Origin of the sequence: Streptomyces sp. NPDC007084, assembly GCF_040703595.1 — a bacterium.
Lineage (GTDB): Bacteria > Actinomycetota > Actinomycetes > Streptomycetales > Streptomycetaceae > Streptomyces.
Genome location: NZ_JBEYFY010000092.1, coordinates 1 through 17,922 on the forward strand (window position 1 = coordinate 1; position 17,922 = coordinate 17,922).

Below are 17,922 nucleotides of genomic sequence, written 5' to 3' on the forward strand. Positions count from 1 at the left end.
AACGGCCCGATCACCGCCCAAGCCTGATCAGTCACTTCATGACGACGCACCACGAACGGACCAACGACCCACCGACATTGCGGACACGCCCTAGGACCTGGCGGCCCGCCCGCACACATCACGAACGGGGTGGGCCCCACCGGCATCGACCGGTGGGGCCCGCCCCGTTCGTACCGAGGCCACTTCGTCCGCGCGGACCGGCGCACGGTCCCGCGCCTGACCGGCGACTGGAACCGCGTCCGACCGGCGACTGGAACCGCGCCCGTCCGGCACCCGATCCCGCACCCGACCGGCACCCGATCCCGCACCCGACCGGCACCCGGTCACGCGCCCGTCCGGCGCCGGTAACCGCCTCCGTCCGGCGGCCGGGCGCGCGCCGACCGGGCGCGAGTGGTCAGGACTCCAGCCGCTGCCCGCGCAGCAGGAACCAGGCGGCCACGGCGGTGCCGAGCAGCACCACCGCTCCGGCGCCCGAGGCCAGGGCCAGGCCGTCCACGAAGGCCTCGCGGGCCGCGCCGAGCATCGCCTCGGCGGTCGGCGCGGGCAGGCTGGCCGCCGCCTCCACCGCTCCGCCCAGCGATTCGTGCGCCGCGGCGGGGGTGCCGGCCGGGCCGGTGAAGCCGGCGTAGACGCCGGTCACGACGGAGCCGAGCAGGGCGATGCCGAGGGCCGCGCCGAGTTCGTACGCCGTCTCGGAGACCGCGGAGGCGGCGCCCGCCTGGTCCTTGGGCACGGTCGACAGGATGACGTCGGCCGTCACCGTGAACGAGAAGCCCGCGCCGATGCCGACGACGAGCAGCGCGGCGCCGAGCACCGGGTAGCCGGTGGACTGGCCGAGCAGGGTCAGCGTGCCGAGCGCGAGGCCCACCGCGGCGAGGCCGCCGGAGACGACGACGCGCACCGAGAACCGGCGGGCGTAGCGCCCCGCGACCAGACCGGCGGCGACCGCGCCGACGGCGGCCGGGATCTCGGCGAGGCCGGCCTCGAACGGGCCGCGGCCCTGGACGAGTTGCAGGTACTGGGAGAGGAAGAACACCAGCCCGGACAGGCCGAGCACGGTGAACAGGTCGGCGAGCACGGCACCGGAGAAGCCCCGGTGCCGGAAGAGCCGGACGTCCAGCAGGGGTGCGGGAAGCGTCAGCTGACGTCGTACGAACCAGACGAGCGCGGCCGTGCCGAGCAGGCCGGTGGCGAACACCGGGCCGCTCGGGCCGTGCGCGGCGGCCTCCTTCACCGCGTACACCACGCCGATCACCCCGACGAGGGACAGCGTCACGCTGATCAGGTCCCAGGGGCCGTGGCTCGGGCTCTTCGACTCGGGGAGCAGCTTGCTGCCGACGAGGACGAGGACCACCATCACGGGCAGGTTGATGAGGAAGACCGATCCCCACCAGAAGTGTTCGAGCAGGAAACCGCCGGCGACGGGGCCGACCGCGGTGCCCGCCGAGGCCGTCGCGCCCCAGATGCCGACGGCGAGGCTGCGCTCGCGCGGGTCGTGGAAGATGTTGCGGATCAGGCCGAGGGTGGCGGGCATCAGGGTCGCGCCCGCGACACCGAGCAGCGCCCGCGCCAGGATCATCATCCCGGGTGTGGTGGCGTACGCGTTGAGCACGGATATCAGCCCGAACGCCGTCGCGCCGATCAGCAGCAGCTTCTTGCGGCCGATGCGGTCGCCGAGGCTGCCCATGGAGACGAGCAGTCCGGCGATGACGAAGGAGTAGACGTCCCCGATCCACAGGAGCTGGGTGCCGGAGGGCTTCAGGTCCTCGCTGATGTACGGGGTCGCGAGGCCGAGGACGGTCGCGTCGACGGCCACCAACAGCACGGCGAGGGCGAGGACGGAGAGCGCGAGCCAGCGGCCCGGGCGCTTCTCCGCCTTTGCCGCGACGGCCGGCTGCAGGGTGCTGGTCATGGTTCCTCTCTCCGGAGCGCTCCGCCGAGCAGCAGCTCGACGATCATGTGGTGGAAGTCGTTGGCGGCGATCCGGCCGTCGGTGACGGCCCAGGACGCGGAGGCCATGAGGGCGTAGAGCGCCTCGGTGAGCCAGGGCGGTGTGAGGTCGATGCGGAACTCGCCGCTCTCCTGGCCGCGCCTGAACAGCGCCGCCATCCGGGCGTCGAGCCGCTCCCAGCCCTCGTGCTGGCCCTCCCCCTCGAAGAGCTGGTTCTCCGTGTAGAGGAAGGAGAGCAGTCCGGCCGCGCGTTCCAGTTCCTTCACCAGGCGGCGCACGGCTTCCTGGGCGGTGCCCTCGTCCAGCCGGGCGGCGTCGAGAGCCGCCTCGCACTCTTCGATGCCGAGCGCCTCCAGCGCCCGTACGAGCGCGTCACGCCCGGCGAACTGGCGGTGCAGCGTGGCCCGGCTGATCCCGGCGGCCTTGGCGACCTCGTCCATGGTCGCGGTGGATTTGCGGGTCAGCAGGGCGGCTGCGCTGCGCAGCACGTGGTCACGATCGACAGCCATGAGACAACCGTACCCCATATGAGACAGAGTTGTCTCACAAGGAGCATGCACGTCTCATGCGTACGGGGGTGACGCCCAGAATCTGGCTCAGTGCCAGGGAAGCTGCCCGCGGCGCTCCCAGTACGCGCCGGGCTCCTCCACGAGGGCGGCGAGGCGGCCGAGCTGGTCCTCGTCGAGGTCGACGACGGCGGCGTGCAGGTTGGAGGCGAGCTGTGTGGCGGTGGCCGCGCCGGAGAGCACCACCCCCGCCCAGGGCTGCCGCAGGACGAACGCGAGGGCGACCGCGTCGCAGCCGAGGCCGGTCTCGGCCGCGACGGAACGCAGCGCCTGGGGCGCGTGCGGCTCCGCGAGCCGGCCGTTGGCCATGCCCTCCTTGACGATCACCGTGAGCCCGGCGTCGTGGGCCTCGGCGAGCGCGGGCCCGGCGGAGGTCTCCAGGACGTTGTACGTGGACTGGACGGTACGGAAGAGGGGGGCGCCGTCGACGGTCACGGCGAGCGCGGCGCGGATCGCGTCGGCCTGCGCGGGCCCGCTGGTGGAGAAGCCGATCGACAGCCCCTGGGCCGCGGCCCCGGCGAGCGCGGCGTGCAGTTCCTTGTCGGTGAGGGCCGGGCTGTCCGGGGTCACCGAGTGGATCTGGTAGAGGTCGAGACGCTCGCCGAGCAGTTCGCCGGTCTCGGCGCGCTGCCTCTCGTAGGTGGCGAGAGAGTGGTCCTTGACCTCGTGCGCCTCGGCGTCGGTGCGCCAGCCCGCGGTGTACGTGTAGCCCCACTTGCTGCCGACGACGACGTCCGCGGCCTCGGGCCGGCCGCGCAGCCAGTCGGCGAGGAACTCCTCGGAGCGGCCGTAGGAGCGGGCCACGTCGACGTAGCGCACGCCTTGGGCGTAGGCGGCGTCGAGGAGTTCGTGGGTGCGCTCGCGCAGGGCGTCGACGCTGCGGTCGGCCGGGAGGTCCTCCTCGCGGCCCAAATTGATGTAGCCGGGGCGGCCGACGGCGGCGAGGCCCAGACCGATGCGGGCGGTGGGCGTCGTGGCGGCGGCGAGGCGGGTGAAGGGCATCGCGGCTCCGTTTCGGTCGGCTCCTCTACGGCTCCGACCAACGTAACCCGCGACGCCCTCCGCCGTACGGACACCCTCGGCGCCCCGGCCTTACGACACCCTCGACGCCTTCGGCACCCGGCCGTACGGCGCCCTCGGCACCCCGGCCATATACGACAACCTCGACGCCGTCCGCCGTACGGCACCCGCGCCGCCCTCCGCCGTACGGCACCCGTGGCCCCGCGGCGTACGACCCGCTCGACGCACCGGCGTACGGCGCCCGCCCGCTCGCTCACGGCACACCCTGTGCGGCTCACCCAGGGCGCCCGCCCCGGCGTGCCGGGCTACTGCTTCCGCTTGGCCAGCGCCCAGCTCTGCTGGGCCGCCACGTCCGCCTTGATGTCGGCGAGCTGGACGGCGACCGCGCTGGGTGCCGTGCCGCCGCGGCCGTCGCGGGAGGCGAGGGCGCCGGGCACGTTCAGGACGGACCGCACCTGCGGGGTCAGATGGGCGGAGATCTTCGCGAACTGCTCGTCCGTCAGCTCGTCCAGTTCCTTGCCGTCCGCCTCGGCGACCTTCACGCACTCGCCGGCGACCTCGTGCGCGACCCGGAAGGGCACGCCCTGCCTGACCAGCCACTCGGCGATGTCGGTGGCGAGGGAGAAGCCCGCCGGGGCCAGTTCCTCCATGCGCTCGCGGTGCACGGTCAGCGTGGCCATCATGCCGGTGAACGCCGGGAGCAGGACCTCCAGTTGGTCGCAGGAGTCGAAGACCGGCTCCTTGTCCTCCTGGAGGTCGCGGTTGTAGGCGAGGGGCAGCGCCTTGAGCGTGGCCAGCAGGCCGGTCAGGTTGCCGATCAGACGGCCCGACTTGCCGCGCGCCAGCTCGGCGATGTCCGGGTTCTTCTTCTGCGGCATGATCGAGGAGCCGGTGGAGAAGGCGTCGTGGAGGGTGACGAAGGAGAACTCCTTCGTGTTCCAGATGATGACCTCCTCGGCGATCCGGGAGAGGTTCACGCCGATCATCGCGGTGATGAAGGCGAACTCCGCCACGAAGTCGCGGGAGGCCGTGCCGTCGATGGAGTTGGCGGCGCTGCCGTGCTCGAAGCCGAGGTCCCTGGCGACCGCCTCCGGGTCGAGGCCGAGGGAGGAACCGGCCAGGGCGCCGGAGCCGTACGGGGAGACGGCGGTCCGCTCGTCCCACTGGCGCAGCCGTTCCGCGTCCCGCGACAGCGACTGGACGTGGGCGAGGACGTGGTGGGCGAAGAGCACCGGCTGGGCGTGCTGGAGGTGGGTGCGGCCGGGCATCGCCACGTCCGGGTGGGCCTCGGCGAGACCGATCAGCGCCTCCTGGAGGTCGGCGATCAGGCCGCCGATGATCCGGGCGTGGTCGCGCAGGTACATCCGGAAGAGCGTGGCCACCTGGTCGTTGCGGGAGCGGCCGGCGCGCAGCTTGCCGCCGAGGTCGGCGCCGAGCCGCTCCAGCAGGCCGCGCTCCAGGGCGGTGTGGACGTCCTCGTCGGCGATGGTGCCGACGAAGGAGCCGTCGGCGACGTCGGCCTCCAGTTGGTCGAGGCCCGCGATCATGCGGGTCAGCTCGTCCTCGGTGAGCAGGCCCGCCTGGTGCAGCACGCGCGCGTGGGCACGCGATCCGGCGATGTCGTACGGCGCGAGGCGCCAGTCGAAGTGGACCGACGCGGACAGCTTGGCCAGGGCCTCGGCGGGACCGTCGGCGAACCGTCCGCCCCAGAGCCGGACGTCACCGCTGTTGCTGCTCACTTGCGTTGCTCCTCGAAGGGGTCGGATGTGCCACCGCCTCCCCACCGGGGTGAGGAGGCGGCTGTCAGGCTAGTGGGTGCGGGGCTCGGGGGCAGCGGACCGGCGGTCCGCCGTGCCCTACGCGGTTGACGCCCCGTCAAGTCCCCGTACGTGACCGACGGTTCGTCAAACCCCTTGCCGCTTACGCCAGGTCCCGCTTGGCGGCGATCTTCGACGACAGGCTGTAGATGTCGATGAAGCCCTTGGCCGCGGCCTGGTCGAAGGTGTCGCCCGTGTCGTAGGTGGCGAGGTCGAAGTCGTAGAGACCGGTGTCGGAGCGCCGGCCGGTGACGACCGCGCGGCCGCCGTGCAGGGTCATCCGGATGTCGCCGTTGACGTGCTGGTTGGCCTCGGCGATGAAGCCGTCCAGGGCGCGCTTGAGCGGGGAGAACCACTGGCCGTCGTAGACCAGTTCGCCCCAGCGCTGCTCGACCTGCCGCTTGTAGCGGGCGAGTTCACGCTCGACCGTGACGTTCTCCAGCTCCTGGTGGGCGGTGATCAGGGCGATCGCGCCCGGGGCCTCGTACACCTCGCGGGACTTGATGCCCACGAGCCGGTCCTCGACCATGTCGATCCGGCCGATGCCCTGGGCGCCGGCGCGCTCGTTGAGCTGCTGGATGGCCTGGAGGACGCTGACGGGCTTGCCGTCGATGGCGACCGGGACGCCTTCCTTGAAGGTGATGATCACCTCGTCGGCCTCGCGGGCCTCGGCCGGGTTCGAGGTGTACTCGTAGATGTCCTCGATCGGGGCGTTCCAGATGTCCTCCAGGAAGCCCGTCTCGACCGCGCGCCCGAAGACGTTCTGGTCGATGGAGTACGGGGACTTCTTGGTGGTGGCGATGGGGAGCTGCTTCTGCTCGCAGAAGGCGATCGCCTTGTCCCGGGTCATCGCGTAGTCGCGGACCGGGGCGATGCACTTGAGGTCCGGGGCGAGGGCGACGATGCCGGCCTCGAAGCGCACCTGGTCGTTGCCCTTGCCGGTGCAGCCGTGGGCGACCGTGGTGGCGCCGTGCTTCTTGGCGGCGGCGACGAGGTGCTTGACGATCGTGGGCCGGGAGAGCGCGGAGACCAGCGGGTAGCGGTCCATGTAGAGGGCGTTGGCCTTGATCGCCGGAAGGCAGTACTCGTCGGCGAACTCGTCCTTGGCGTCCGCGACCTCGGCCTCGACGGCGCCGCACGCGAGGGCGCGCTTGCGGATGACGTCCAGGTCCTCGCCGCCCTGGCCGACATCGACCGCGACCGCGATGACCTCGGCGCCCGTCTCCTCGGCGATCCAGCCGATGGCGACGGAGGTGTCCAGACCGCCTGAGTAGGCGAGTACGACGCGCTCGGTCACGGGATTCTCCTCAACAGTGCTTCGCTGACATGCATGAGTATGCAGCACTCTGCATGATTCGTCAACGTCGCTCGCGACAGGAGCCGGAACACCGGGATCACGGCCCCGCGAAATCCTTAGACAGGCGAAAGATTCTCCGCCATCATCGTTGGACATGGGAAAGACTTATGAGCGCATCGACGGCCGCCTCCGAACGTTCATCGAGGCCCAGCCCCTCTTCTTCACCGCCACCGCGCCACTGTCCGGGGACGGCACGGTCAACCTCTCCCCGAAGGGCCTGACCGGCTCGTTCGCCGTGCTGGACGAGCTGACCGTCGCCTATCTGGACTTCGCGGGGAGCAACGCCGAGACCATCGCGCACCTGCGCGAGAACGGCCGGATCACCCTGATGTGGTGCGCCTTCCAGGGGCCGCCCAACATCGTCCGGCTGCACGGCCGCGGCGAACCCGTCTTCCGGGACGACCCGCGCTTCAAGGAACTGCTCACCCGTTTCCCCGGCATCGACCCCACCCGGCACGGTCTGCGCGCGGTCATCGTCGTCACCGCCGAACTCCTCCGCGACTCCTGCGGCTACGGCGTCCCCTTCATGGCCTACGAGCAGGACCGCGATCTGCACGGCAAGCGCTTCGCCCGCGAGGACGACGCCTCCCTGGACGCGTACTTCACCAGGAAGGAGCACATCGCGACCAGCCTGGACGGCCTGCCCGCGCTGCCGCTGCCGTTGCCCCCCAGTACGTTCTGAGCCATGCGCCTCGGAGCCCTCGCCCTCGCGTCCGCGTCCCTGCTCGCCCTGGCCCCGGGCGGGCCGCCGCCGCGTGAACTGCCCGAGCTGATGGCCGACACCGGCGGCGGCGGCCAGCTCATCACCGCCCAGGCCCCGCGCGGCAGCGCCACCTCCGGGACGCTCACCTGGTGGGACCGGCGGGACGGACACTGGGTGCGCGCGGGCTCCGCCCCCGCCCGCTTCGGGGCGAACGGACTCGTCGAGGGCGGAGCGCGCCGCCAGGGCACCAACACGACCCCCACCGGCCTGTACGAGCTGCCGTACGCGTTCGGGACCGAGGCCGCGCCCGCCGGGACCTCGGTCCCCTACCGTCCGGTGCGGCAGGAGTCCTGGTGGTGCCAGGACAACGCGTCCCGCTCCTACAACCGGTGGACCGAGCCGCGCCCCGCGGACTGCCGGGCCGCCGAGGCCGAGCATCTGATCGGCTACCGCGAGCAGTACGCGCACGCCTTCGTCATCGGCTTCAACTACACCCGGCCGGTGCGCGGGCGCGGCGCCGGGATCTTCCTGCACGTCAACGGGTCCGGCGCCACCGCCGGTTGCGTGTCCGTGCCACGGGAGACGATGCGGCGCCTGCTCGCCTGGGCCGACCCCGCGCGGGAGCCGCACATCGCCATCGGCACCACGAGCGGGGCCACCGCCCTGACCCGGTACTGAAGTTCGGCGGCGCGGTCCCCGCGCCGGGTGAACGCACGGACGCCGTGGACCGTATCTCTGGGCCAGGGGGCCACTCCCCTCGCCCCCGTCCCCCCGGACGAACACGGAGGAACCGTGTCCACGATCGCCGGTGGCCGCGCCGCGCGGCGCCAGACCATGCGCCGTATCCGCCCACGCCGCTCGCCCGCCGTCCCCCTGCTGCTCGCCGTCTGGGCGGGCGCCGCCGGGGTGCTCTGGCTGTGGTGGAACAACACGCCGTCCATCGCCGACGACACCGGCAGGATTCTCAACGCGGGCCGTATCACCGGCCTGCTCGCCGGATACCTGATGGCGCTCGTGGTGCTCCAGATGGCCCGCGTGCCCGCCCTGGAGCGCCGGGTCGGATCGGACCGCGTGGCCCGCTGGCACGCGATGACCGGCCGCTACACGATCTGCCTCGTCCTCGCCCACCTCTTCCTGACCATGTGGGGCTACGCCCTCCAGTCCGGCAGGGGCCTCGGCGCGATCGTGGCGCAGACGGTCGACTCGGTCGAGCAGCTCCCCGACATGGGGAAGGCCGCGATCGGCACCGGACTGCTGGTGCTCATCGGGTTCGTCTCCATCGGCCCGGTCCGCCGCCTCATCCCGTACGACACCTGGTACCACGTCCACCTGCTGACGTACGCGGCGGTGTTCCTGACGTTCTGGCACCAGCTCTCCACCGGCAACGACTTCGCCGTGCAACCGGTCGCCAAGACCTTCTGGTACGCGCTGTACGGGTCGGTGACCGCGCTCGTGCTCTGGTACCGGATCCTCTCGCCGATCCGGCTGAACCTGAAGCACCGGATGCGCGTCGAGGCGGTCATCGAGGAGACGCCCGGCATCGTCTCGGTGCTGATCAGCGGGCGCAAGCTGCACCGGATGGGCGCCGAGGCCGGGCAGTTCTTCCGCTGGCGGTTCCTGGCGCCCGGGATGCGGCTCAGCTCCCACCCGTACTCGCTGTCGGCGGCGCCCCGCCCGAACATGCTGCGCATCACCGTCAAGGCGATCGGCGACCACAGCGCGGCCCTGCGCGACCTGGAGCCGGGCACCCGGGTCTGGGCCGAGGGCCCGTACGGCGCGCTGACCGCGGGCAAGCGCAGCCGGGGCAAGGTGCTGCTGGTGGCAGGCGGCGTGGGCATCACCCCGATGCGGGCCCTGTTCGAGACGCTTCCCGGCGCCTCCGGCGACATCACGCTCCTCTACCGCGCCAACAGCACCCAGGATCTCGCCCTGTGGGACGAGCTGGCGTCGATCTCCAAGGAGCGCGGGGCCCGGCTGATGTACGCGGTGAACAGTCCCGAGGGCGAGCGCCCGGACATCTCGGCGGACGCGCTGCGCCGCAAGCTGCCGGACATCGAACGCCACGACGTCTTCATGTGCGGGCCGCCCGGCTTCGCACAGCAGGTGTACGACGCACTGCGCGGCGCGGGGGTCCCCGCCCGGCGCATCCATCACGAGTCGTTCGAGATGTGAGCGACGGGAGTCGGGAGCGATGAAGAAGAGTCACCCCATACGGCGCGCCGTGCTCGCCACCGCCGCCACCGTGTCCGGCATCGTGCTGCTGCTGTCCCTCAAACCGGCGGGCGATCCGGCCGGCGCGGCGGCTGCGGGGGCGGCGCCCCAGCGGACGGTGGCCGGGCAGGAGTCGCCGCAGGGCGGCAGCGCCGAGCGGACCGGCACCCGGACCGTCACCGGCGACGTGGTGCGCACCGAGTACGGTCCCGTCCAGGTCCGGTTGTCGCTGAGCGGCGGCAGGATCGTCAGGGCGGACGCGGTCCAGGCGCCGAGCGGCGGGACCAGCGACCAGAAGACCGCCCTGGCCGTACCGAAGCTCAACAAGGCGGCCGTCGCCGCGCAGAGCGCCGACATCGACGCCGTCTCCGGGGCGACGTACACCTCGGGCGGCTACAGGAAGTCGCTCCAGTCGGCGCTGGACAAGGCGAAGGCCACGGGCGGGGGTTCCGGTTCCGCGGGGTCTTCGGACTCGGCGGGTTCCGGTTCCGGTACGGCGGGTTCGGGTTCCGGTACGGCGGGTTCGGGTTCGAGTCCCGGTACGGCGGGTTCGGGTTCGGCGGGCGGGTCCGGGGTCTCGGCCTCCCCGCGGGCTCCGGGCACCCAGGCGCCCGCCACGCAGACCCGCGTGATCACCGGGAGCATCGCCCAGACGCAGTACGGCCCCGTCCAGGTCCGCGTGGTCATGGAGGGGAGGCGCATCACGAAGGCGGAGACGGTCCAGGCCCCGAGCGGCGGGCGCAGCACCCAGGTCACCGCGGACGCCGTCCCGAAGCTGAACCGGGAGGCCGTGACGGCGGGCAGCGCGGACATCGACACCGTCTCCGGCGCGACCTACACCTCCGGCGGCTACAAGAAGTCCCTCCAGTCGGCGCTGGACAAGGCCGGTGGCTGAGCCCGCCGGGGAGGCGCCGCCGGCGCTGCGGCACGCCGAGGAGGTGATGGGCACGGTGTTCTCCTTCGATGTGCGGGGCGGTGATCCGGCGGTGGTGCGGGCGGCGCTGGCGGAGGCCGTCGCCGGGCTGCACCGGGTGGACGAGGTGTTCAGCACCTATCGCGAGGACAGCCAGATATCGCGGCTGGCGCGCGGGGAGGTCACCGTCGAGGGGTGCGACCCGGAGGTCGCCGAGGTGCTCGCGCTGGGCGCCGAGGCGGAACGGGTCAGCGACGGCTGGTTCAGCACGCGCTACGAGGGCGTGCTGGACCCGACGGGGATCGTCAAGGGCTGGGCGGCCGAGCGTGCCGCGCTGCGGCTCACGCGGGCGGGGGCGACCGGCGTGAGCGTCAACGGGGGCGGTGACGTGCAGCTCCGTGGCGCCCCGGGCGCCCACCGCCCCTGGCGGGTCGGGGTGGCGGACCCGCTCCGGCCGGGATCGCTGGCCGCGGTCGTCTCGGCGGCCGGGGCAGAGGAGCTGGCCGTGGCGACCTCGGGCACCGCCGAGCGCGGCGCCCACATCGTCGACCCGCGTACCGGCCGCTCGGCGGTCACCGACCTGGTCGCCGTGACGGTGGTGTGCCCCCGGCTGACCTGGGCGGACGCCTGGGCGACGGCGGCTTTCGCGATGGGCTCGCGGGCGGGACTGGACTGGCTGGAGTCCCTGCCGGACGTGGAGGGCCTGCTGATCACGGCGGGCGACGAGGTCCGGTGCACGAGCGGATTGGCTCACCGGCTGGGCTGACCGGTGACCGTACGCACGTACGCCTGTACGCCCGTACAGCGGCCAGGAGGCGCGCCCCGCCGACCGGGGCGCGCCTCCTGGCCGCTGTACGGGTGCTGGCCGGTCCGGCGGCGGTCTCAGTGGGCGTTCTGGGCCAGTCGCAGCAGGTGGTCGGCGAGGGCCTGGCCGCCGGTCGGGCCCCGGCTGATCAGCAGCAGGGTGTCGTCGCCCGCGATGGTGCCGAGGATGTCGTGCAGCTCCGCCTGGTCGATCGCCGAGGCGAGGAACTGCGCTGCCCCGGGCGGGGTGCGCAGCACCACGAGGTTCGCGGAGGCCTCCGCCGAGATCAGCAGCTCGGAGGAGAGCCGCCGCATCCGCTCCTCCTTCGCCGACTCGCCCAGCGGCGCGCGCGGGGTGCGGAATCCGCCCTCGCTCGGCACCGCGTAGATGAGGTCGCCGTCGTTGTTGCGGATTTTCACCGCGTTCAGCTCGTCCAGGTCCCGGGAGAGCGTCGCCTGGGTGACGTTCAGCCCGTCGTCGGCGAGGAGCTTCGCCAACTGGCTCTGCGAGCGCACCGGCTGCCGGTTGAGGATGTCCACGATCCTGCGGTGGCGTGCGGTGCGGGTCTGCGGCACGGCAGGCCCCGCCGGCTCGTGGTCCTGCGCCTGGCTCATCGTCGTCGTCCCATTTCCCGGGATCATCCGTCCCCGTTGGCTGCGTCGAGGATGCCGGGAAGCGCCTGGAGGAACGCGTCCGCTTCGTCATCGCCGAGGTTCAGCGGCGGCATGAGCCGTACGACATCGGGGGCGGGCGCGTTCACCAGGAAACCGGCGTCCTGAGCCGCCTGCTGCACCTGGGGCGCGAGCGGCTCGGTGAGCACGATACCCAGGAGCAGGCCCGCGCCCCGGACATGGTCGACCAGCGGGTGGCGCACTGTGCCGTCGGCGGCCTCGATGCCGTCGCGGAGTTTCTCCCCCGCGCGCTTCACGTTCTCCAGCAGGCCCTCGGACTCGATGGTGTCGAGGACGGCGAGGCCCGCGGCGCAGACGACCGGGTTGCCGCCGAAGGTGGTGCCGTGGTGGCCGGGCTTGAGCAGGGTGGCGGCGCGGCCGAAGGCGACGGTGGCGCCGAGGGGCAGTCCGCCGCCGAGGCCCTTGGCGAGGGTGACGATGTCGGGCAGGACGCCCTCGTGGGCCTGGTAGGCGAACCAGTGGCCGGTGCGGCCGATACCGGTCTGCACCTCGTCCAGGACGAGCAGCGCGCCGTTGGCCGCGGTGATCGCGCGGGCCGCCTTCAGATAGCCGGGGGGCGGTACGACCACGCCGTTCTCGCCCTGGATGGGTTCGATGATCACCAGGGCGGTGTCCGGGGTGACCGCTTCGGCGAGGGCCTGGGCGTCGCCGTAGGGGACGTGGGTGACGTCGCCGGGCAGCGGCAGGAAGGGTTCCTGCTTGCCGGGCTGGCCGGTGAGGGCGAGGGCGCCCATGGTGCGGCCGTGGAAGCCGCCGGTGGTGGCGACCATGTGGGTCCGGCCGGTGAGCCGGCCGATCTTGAAGGCGCCCTCGTTGGCCTCGGCGCCCGAGTTGCAGAAGTACACCCGGCCCTCGCGGCCGAAGAGCTGGAGCAGCCGTTCGGCGAGGGTGACGGGCGGTTCGGCGATGAACAGGTTGGAGACGTGGCCGAGTTCGGCGATCTGCCGCCCGACGGCCTCGACGATCGCGGGGTGGCCGTGTCCGAGGGCGTTGACCGCGATGCCTCCGACGAAGTCGAGGTACTGCCTGCCGTCGGCGTCCCAGAGCTTCGTGCCGGCGCCGCGGACGAGCGGCAGCCGGGGGGTGCCGTAGTTGTCCATGAGCGAGCCCTGCCAGCGCTGGGTCAGCTCTTCGTTCGTGGCGCTGCCGGTCATGCGGCGTCCCCCGCTTCCTCGTCGTCCGGCACGACCATCGTGCCGATGCCTTCGTCGGTGAAGATCTCCAGCAGGATCGAGTGCTGGACCCGGCCGTCGATGACGCGGGCGGTGGTCACGCCGTTGCGTACGGCGTGCAGACAGCCCTCCATCTTCGGCACCATGCCGCTGGCCAGCTCGGGCAGGAGCTTTTCGAGCTGGGATGCGGTCAGGCGGCTGATCACCTCGTCACTGTTCGGCCAGTCCTCGTAGAGGCCCTCGACGTCCGTGAGGACCATGAGGGTCTCGGCCCCCAGTGCAGCAGCGAGTGCCGCAGCCGCCGTATCAGCATTGACGTTGTAGACATGTCCGTCGTCCTGGCTCCGGGCGATCGAGGAGACGACCGGGATACGGCCGTCGGCGAGCAGAGCCTCGATCGCGCCCGTGTCGATCGCGGTGATCTCGCCCACCCGCCCGATGTCGACCGACTGTCCGTCGATCGTGGGCAGGTGCTTGGTCGCGGTGATGGTGTGCGCGTCCTCGCCGGTGAGGCCGACGGCGAGCGGGCCGTGTTCGTTGAGGAGTCCGACCAGTTCGCGCTGGACCTGTCCGGCGAGCACCATGCGGACGACGTCCATCGCGTCCTCGGTGGTGACGCGCAGGCCGGCCTTGAACTCGCTGACGATGCCGTGCCGGTCGAGCGCGGCGCTGATCTGCGGGCCGCCGCCGTGCACGACGACGGGTTTGAGGCCGGCGTGGTGCAGGAAGACGATGTCCTGCGCGAAGGCCGCCTTGAGGTGGTCGTCGATCATGGCGTTGCCGCCGAACTTGACCACGACGGTCTTTCCCCGGTGCCGGGTCAGCCAGGGCAGCGCCTCGATGAGGATCTGTGCCTTGGGCAGAGCGGTGTGCTTGCGGGTCACATTGCTCATGAGGAGTACGCGCTGTTCTCGTGGACGTAGTCGGCGGTGAGGTCGTTGGTCCAGATGGTGGCGGTGGCGTCGCCGGCGGCGAGGTCGGCGAGGATGTGGACTTCGCGGTAGCGCATGTCGACGCGGTCGCGGTCCTCGCCGACCCCGCCGTTCTTGCAGACGCGGACGCCGTTGATGGCCACGCCGAGCCGGTCCGGTTCGAAGGCCGCCTTCGTGGTGCCGATCGCGGACAGCACCCGTCCCCAGTTGGGGTCCTCGCCGTGGATGGCGCACTTGAGGAGGTTGTTGCGGGCGATGGAGCGGCCCACCTCGACGGCGTCCTCCTCGGTCGCGGCGCCCACCACCTCGATCCTGATGTCCTTGGTGGCGCCCTCGGCGTCGCGGACGAGCTGCTGGCCGAGGTCGTCGCAGACCTCGCGTACGGCTTCGGCGAACTCGGCGTATTCCGGGGTGACTTCACTCGCTCCGGAGGCCAGCAGCAGCACGGTGTCGTTGGTCGACATGCAGCCGTCGGAGTCGATGCGGTCGAAGGTCGTGCGGGTGGCCTCGCGCAGGGCCCGGTCGAGGGTGGCGGCGGGCACGTCCGCGTCGGTGGTGAGGACGACGAGCATGGTGGCGAGGCCGGGGGCGAGCATGCCGGCGCCCTTGGCCATGCCGCCGACGGTCCAGCCGTCCCGTGTCACGACCGACGTCTTGTGCACGCTGTCGGTGGTCTTGATGGCGATGGCCGCCTTCTCGCCGCCGTGCGGGCCGAGTTGGGCGACGGCCAGGTCGACACCGGGGAGCAGCCGGTCCATGGGCAGCAGGACGCCGATGAGGCCGGTGGAGCATACGGCGACGCTGCCGGCGCCGGTGTCGCCGCCGAGCGCCTCGGCGACCTTCTCGGCGGTGGCGTGGGTGTCCTGGAAGCCCTTGGGGCCCGTACAGGCGTTGGCGCCACCGGAGTTGAGGACGACGGCGGTCAGCTCGCCCGCTTTCAGGACCTGTTCCGACCACAGGACGGGGGCGGCTTTGACGCGGTTGGAGGTGAAGACGCCCGCGGCGGCGCGGCGGGGCCCGGTGTTGACCACGAGGGCCAGGTCCGGGTTGCCGTTCTCCTTGATTCCGGCGGCGATTCCGGCCGCTGTGAATCCCTGTGCTGCCGTGACACTCACGGTGCGACTCCGATCGTGGAGAGCCCCAGCTCCTCGGGAAGGCCGAGCGCGAGGTTCATGCTCTGGACGGCACCGCCCGCGGTGCCCTTGGTCAGGTTGTCGATGGCGCTGACCGCGATGATGCGGTGCGCGGCGGCGTCGTACGCGACCTGGACCTGAACGGCGTTGGAACCGTAGACGGACGCGGTGGCGGGCCACTGTCCCTCGGGGAGCAGGCGGACGAACGGCTCGTCGGCGAAGGCCTTCTCGTAGGCGGCGCGTACGGCGTCCGCGGTGACGCCGGGCCGGGCCTTGGCGCTGCACGTGGCGAGGATGCCGCGGGGCATCGGCGCGAGCGTCGGGGTGAAGGAGACGGTGACGCTCTCGCCGGCGGCGGCGCTGAGGTTCTGGATCATCTCCGGGGTGTGCCGGTGGACGCCTCCGACGCCGTACGGCGTCATCGAGCCCATGACCTCGCTGCCGAGCAGGTGCGCCTTGGGCGCCTTGCCCGCTCCTGAGGTGCCGGAGGCCGCGACGATCACGGCCTCCGGCTCCGCGAGGCCGTCCGCGTACGCCGGGAAGAGGGCCAGCGAGGCGGCGGTGGGATAGCAACCGGGTACCGCGATGCGCTTGGACCCCTCCAGCGCGGCGCGGGCACCCGGCAGTTCGGGGAGGCCGTAGGGCCAGGTCCCGGCGTGCGGGGAGGCGTAGAAGCGCTCCCAGTCGGCCGGGTTCTTGAGCCGGAAGTCGGCACCCATGTCGACCACGAGGACGTCGGGGCCGAGCTGCTCGGCGACGGCGGCGGACTGCCCGTGGGGCAGCGCGAGGAACACCACGTCGTGCCCGGCGAGGACCTCGGGGGTCGTCTCGGCGAGGACGCGGTCGGCGAGCGGCGGCAGATGCGGCTGGAGCGCGCCGAGCCGCCGGCCCGCGTTGGAGTTGCCGGTCAGGGCGCCGATCTCGATCTCGGGGTGCGTGAGGAGCAGACGCAGCAGTTCCCCGCCCGCATACCCACTCGCCCCCGCCACTGCCGCGCGTACCACCATTGAACCCTCCTCCTAGATGGCATGACTATACGTTTCGCTGCACGTTTATGCAATCCCCGCACCGGTCACTGTCCCCCGCACACACGACGACCGCCCCCCTGCCGTCAACGGCTGAGAGGCGGTCGTGGTGCCCGGCGGGGCCTAGCGGTCGGTCAGGAGTGCTTGGCGGCCTGCTCCGCGTTCTTTTCCTTGATGCGGGCCGCTTCCTTGCGGACCTCCGCCTGGGTGGCGCGTTCGCGGCGCAGCCAGTCGGGGTTCTCGTCCCTGAGCGCGTCGATCTGCTCGGTGGTGAGCGCCTCGGTGACGCCGCCGCGGGCGAGACCGGCGATGGAGACGCCGAGCCGGGCCGCGACGACCGGGCGCGGGTGCGGGCCGTTGCGGCGCAGCTCCTGAAGCCACTCGGGCGGGTCGGCCTGCAGCGCGTTCAGCTCGGCACGGGAGACGACACCCTCCTGGAACTCGGCGGGGGTGGCCTCGAGGTACACACCCAGCTTCTTGGCCGCCGTGGCGGGCTTCATCGTCTGGGTGGTCTGGTGCGAACTCATGGGTCCAGGGTATCGAGCGCGCGAGCGACCGCCGACCAAGACCGGTGCGCCCGCCCGGCACCGACCACCGACCAAGGCGGGTACGACCGCACGGGCCGACCACCAACCAAGGCCGTTACGACCGCACGGGCCGACCACCAACCAAGACCGGTACGACCGCATGGGCCCGACCACCGCCCCTCGCGGGTGGGGCCGCCCCGGCCACGCCGGGTAACCTGACCAGGTGACCGGCTCCGACGCATCCCCTTCCTTCAGGCTCGCTTACGTCCCGGGGGTGACGCCCTCGAAGTGGGTGCGGATCTGGCACGAGCGACTGCCGGACGTGCCGCTGTCTCTCGTACCCGCGTCCCCCGACGAGATCTACGGGCTCCTGCGCGGCGGCGACGCCGACGCGGGCTTCGTCCGGCTCCCGGTCGACGCGGACGACCTGAGCGCGATCCCCCTCTACACCGAGACCACCGTGGTCGTGGTCCCCAAGGACCACATCGTCGCGGCTGTGGAGCAGATCTCCCCCGGCGACCTCGACGACGACATCGTGCTGCACCCCCTCGACGACCCGCTGGACTGGGAGAAGCTGCCGGGCAGGCCCGCGCTGGAACGGCCGGCCACCACCGCGGACGCCGTCGAGCTGGTCGCGGCCGGCATCGGCGTCCTCCTCGTCCCGCAGTCCCTCGCCCGGCTCCACCACCGCAAGGACCTCACCTACCGGACGGTCACGGACACCCCCGAGTCGCGCGTCGCGCTGGCCTGGCCCGAGGACCGGACGACGGACCTGGTCGAGGACTTCATCGGCATCGTGCGCGGCCGGACGGTCAACAGCACCCGGGGGCGCGCGCAGACTCCGGCCGCCGACGGGCAGAAGTCCAAGGGCGCCAACGCCTCCGCGCCCGGGAAGCAGAACGCGGGCGGCGGTGCGCGCCGCAAGCCCGCCCCGGGCAAGGCGGGCGGCAAGGCCACGGGAAGCAAGGCCACGGGCAAGAGCCCCCGCGGGGGTGGCGCGAAGGGCGGGCCCAAGGGCGGCGCGAAGCGCGGCAAGCCCCGCCGCGGCTGACGGCGGCTGACGGCGGCTGACGGCGGCTGACGGCGGCTGACGGCGGC

Annotated in this window: 17 protein-coding genes; 6 read left to right on the forward strand and 11 right to left on the reverse strand. The window is 72.3% G+C overall.

Going from position 1 to position 17,922, the window contains the following annotated elements; translation table 11 throughout:
• Positions 1-394: 394 nt before the first annotated feature.
• The 5 genes from AB0912_RS34635 to AB0912_RS34655 form a co-directional block, all read right to left on the reverse strand.
• On the reverse strand, positions 395-1,912 hold the full coding sequence (locus AB0912_RS34635; RefSeq protein ID WP_366707060.1) for an MFS transporter: 1,518 nt from the start codon (positions 1,910-1,912) through the stop codon (positions 395-397).
• Positions 1,909-2,460 (reverse strand): helix-turn-helix domain-containing protein, encoded by a 552-nt coding sequence (locus tag AB0912_RS34640; RefSeq protein ID WP_366707062.1) that lies wholly within the window; start codon positions 2,458-2,460, stop codon positions 1,909-1,911. The genes AB0912_RS34635 and AB0912_RS34640 overlap by 4 nt, the downstream gene beginning before the upstream one ends.
• A gap of 87 nt (positions 2,461-2,547) precedes the next feature.
• Positions 2,548-3,519, reverse strand: a complete 972-nt coding sequence (locus tag AB0912_RS34645; protein ID WP_366707064.1) for an aldo/keto reductase — start codon at positions 3,517-3,519, stop codon at positions 2,548-2,550.
• Between the two features lie 323 nt (positions 3,520-3,842).
• Positions 3,843-5,276, reverse strand: coding sequence for an argininosuccinate lyase (gene argH, locus AB0912_RS34650; protein ID WP_366707066.1), 1,434 nt, complete (start codon positions 5,274-5,276; stop codon positions 3,843-3,845).
• Positions 5,277-5,457: 181 nt separating this feature from the next.
• Positions 5,458-6,651, reverse strand: a complete 1,194-nt coding sequence (locus AB0912_RS34655) for an argininosuccinate synthase (protein ID WP_366707068.1) — start codon at positions 6,649-6,651, stop codon at positions 5,458-5,460.
• Between the two features lie 154 nt (positions 6,652-6,805).
• Between AB0912_RS34655 and AB0912_RS34660 the strand changes: the two genes are divergently transcribed.
• From AB0912_RS34660 to AB0912_RS34680, 5 genes are all read left to right on the forward strand, one after another.
• Complete coding sequence (locus AB0912_RS34660; protein ID WP_366707070.1) at positions 6,806-7,393, forward strand: pyridoxamine 5'-phosphate oxidase family protein; 588 nt, start codon at positions 6,806-6,808, stop codon at positions 7,391-7,393.
• 3 nt (positions 7,394-7,396) lie between these two features.
• Positions 7,397-8,092 carry a L,D-transpeptidase family protein gene (locus AB0912_RS34665; protein ID WP_366707072.1) on the forward strand — a complete coding sequence of 232 codons (696 nt, stop codon included), beginning with the start codon at positions 7,397-7,399 and terminating at the stop codon, positions 8,090-8,092.
• A gap of 156 nt (positions 8,093-8,248) precedes the next feature.
• Positions 8,249-9,586, forward strand: coding sequence for a ferredoxin reductase family protein (locus AB0912_RS34670; protein WP_366707090.1), 1,338 nt, complete (start codon positions 8,249-8,251; stop codon positions 9,584-9,586).
• Positions 9,587-9,605: 19 nt separating this feature from the next.
• Positions 9,606-10,520, forward strand: a complete 915-nt coding sequence (locus AB0912_RS34675; protein WP_366707074.1) for an FMN-binding protein — start codon at positions 9,606-9,608, stop codon at positions 10,518-10,520.
• Positions 10,513-11,304, forward strand: a complete 792-nt coding sequence (locus tag AB0912_RS34680) for an FAD:protein FMN transferase (RefSeq protein ID WP_366707076.1) — start codon at positions 10,513-10,515, stop codon at positions 11,302-11,304. Before AB0912_RS34675 ends, AB0912_RS34680 begins: the two co-directional genes overlap by 8 nt.
• A 116-nt stretch (positions 11,305-11,420) precedes the next feature.
• Here AB0912_RS34680 and AB0912_RS34685 read toward each other — a convergent pair whose 3' ends face one another.
• From AB0912_RS34685 to AB0912_RS34710, 6 genes are all read right to left on the reverse strand, one after another.
• Complete coding sequence (locus tag AB0912_RS34685; protein WP_081223422.1) at positions 11,421-11,957, reverse strand: arginine repressor; 537 nt, start codon at positions 11,955-11,957, stop codon at positions 11,421-11,423.
• A 23-nt stretch (positions 11,958-11,980) separates the two neighbouring features.
• Positions 11,981-13,189 (reverse strand): acetylornithine transaminase, encoded by a 1,209-nt coding sequence (locus AB0912_RS34690; protein WP_366707078.1) that lies wholly within the window; start codon positions 13,187-13,189, stop codon positions 11,981-11,983.
• Positions 13,186-14,100: an acetylglutamate kinase gene (gene argB, locus AB0912_RS34695; protein WP_366707080.1), complete on the reverse strand. Its 915-nt coding sequence runs from the start codon at positions 14,098-14,100 to the stop codon at positions 13,186-13,188. The genes AB0912_RS34690 and argB overlap by 4 nt, the downstream gene beginning before the upstream one ends.
• A complete protein-coding gene (argJ, locus tag AB0912_RS34700) occupies positions 14,097-15,254 on the reverse strand; it encodes a bifunctional glutamate N-acetyltransferase/amino-acid acetyltransferase ArgJ (RefSeq protein ID WP_366707082.1) in 1,158 nt (385 codons plus the stop codon). The genes argB and argJ overlap by 4 nt, the downstream gene beginning before the upstream one ends.
• On the reverse strand, positions 15,251-16,279 hold the full coding sequence (argC, locus tag AB0912_RS34705) for an N-acetyl-gamma-glutamyl-phosphate reductase (protein ID WP_366707084.1): 1,029 nt from the start codon (positions 16,277-16,279) through the stop codon (positions 15,251-15,253). Before argC ends, argJ begins: the two co-directional genes overlap by 4 nt.
• A gap of 152 nt (positions 16,280-16,431) precedes the next feature.
• Complete coding sequence (locus AB0912_RS34710; protein ID WP_366707086.1) at positions 16,432-16,824, reverse strand: DUF5997 family protein; 393 nt, start codon at positions 16,822-16,824, stop codon at positions 16,432-16,434.
• Between the two features lie 223 nt (positions 16,825-17,047).
• Here AB0912_RS34710 and AB0912_RS34715 point away from each other — a divergent pair, with 223 nt between their 5' ends.
• Entirely contained in the window at positions 17,048-17,875 is an 828-nt protein-coding gene (locus AB0912_RS34715; RefSeq protein ID WP_366707088.1) for a LysR family substrate-binding domain-containing protein, read from the forward strand.
• Positions 17,876-17,922 lie beyond the last annotated feature (47 nt).

Bases quoted from the DNA above. Each gene is read 5' to 3' on its own strand.
- AB0912_RS34635 (WP_366707060.1), bottom strand. From the start codon at position 1,912: ATGACCAGCACCCTGCAGCCGGCCGTCGCGGCAAAGGCGGAGAAGCGC.
- AB0912_RS34640 (WP_366707062.1), bottom strand. From the start codon at position 2,460: ATGGCTGTCGATCGTGACCACGTGCTGCGCAGCGCAGCCGCCCTGCTG.
- AB0912_RS34645 (WP_366707064.1), bottom strand. From the start codon at position 3,519: ATGCCCTTCACCCGCCTCGCCGCCGCCACGACGCCCACCGCCCGCATC.
- AB0912_RS34660 (WP_366707070.1), top strand. From the start codon at position 6,806: ATGGGAAAGACTTATGAGCGCATCGACGGCCGCCTCCGAACGTTCATC.
- AB0912_RS34665 (WP_366707072.1), top strand. From the start codon at position 7,397: ATGCGCCTCGGAGCCCTCGCCCTCGCGTCCGCGTCCCTGCTCGCCCTG.
- AB0912_RS34670 (WP_366707090.1), top strand. From the start codon at position 8,249: ATGCGCCGTATCCGCCCACGCCGCTCGCCCGCCGTCCCCCTGCTGCTC.
- AB0912_RS34675 (WP_366707074.1), top strand. From the start codon at position 9,606: ATGAAGAAGAGTCACCCCATACGGCGCGCCGTGCTCGCCACCGCCGCC.
- AB0912_RS34685 (WP_081223422.1), bottom strand. From the start codon at position 11,957: ATGAGCCAGGCGCAGGACCACGAGCCGGCGGGGCCTGCCGTGCCGCAG.
- AB0912_RS34690 (WP_366707078.1), bottom strand. From the start codon at position 13,189: ATGACCGGCAGCGCCACGAACGAAGAGCTGACCCAGCGCTGGCAGGGC.
- argB (WP_366707080.1), bottom strand. From the start codon at position 14,100: ATGAGCAATGTGACCCGCAAGCACACCGCTCTGCCCAAGGCACAGATC.
- argC (WP_366707084.1), bottom strand. From the start codon at position 16,279: ATGGTGGTACGCGCGGCAGTGGCGGGGGCGAGTGGGTATGCGGGCGGG.
- AB0912_RS34710 (WP_366707086.1), bottom strand. From the start codon at position 16,824: ATGAGTTCGCACCAGACCACCCAGACGATGAAGCCCGCCACGGCGGCC.